Here is a 327-nt window from a genome sequence, read left to right as displayed (position 1 = left end):
TACCGGCGGCCGCCCGGCGCCCGGGTCGCCGTGCAGGGTGGTGCCGACGAAGGACACGGGCAGGTCCGGGATCCGCGCGACGAGCCGGTTCAGCCACCGCAGCGACGCCGTGTCCGCCCACTGGAGATCGTCGACCAGCACCAGGACCGGCCGTTCGGCGCCCACGGTCGCCAACAGCGCCTGCAGCTCGCGCACCCGGTCCTGCTCCTCGTGGGTCTCCGCCGGGTCGAGCGGTTCCGCCGCGAGCGCCGCGGGCAGCCTCCCGCCGGACGCCGCCAGCCACCGGGTGCGGGCGTCCGCGCCCGCGGCGGCGAGGAGCGGGTCGAA

1 protein-coding gene is annotated in these 327 nt (G+C 78.0%); it reads right to left on the bottom strand.

The window, feature by feature from the left end:
- The coding region (locus GTW08_RS05715; RefSeq protein WP_161151517.1) for an ATP-binding protein at positions 1-327 on the bottom strand (327 nt) is incomplete at both ends.

It is taken from the genome of Pseudonocardia sp. SID8383, from assembly GCF_009864975.1.
GTDB classification, from domain to species: domain Bacteria; phylum Actinomycetota; class Actinomycetes; order Mycobacteriales; family Pseudonocardiaceae; genus Pseudonocardia; species Pseudonocardia alni.
This window is presented reverse-complemented; position numbering and strand designations above follow the sequence as displayed.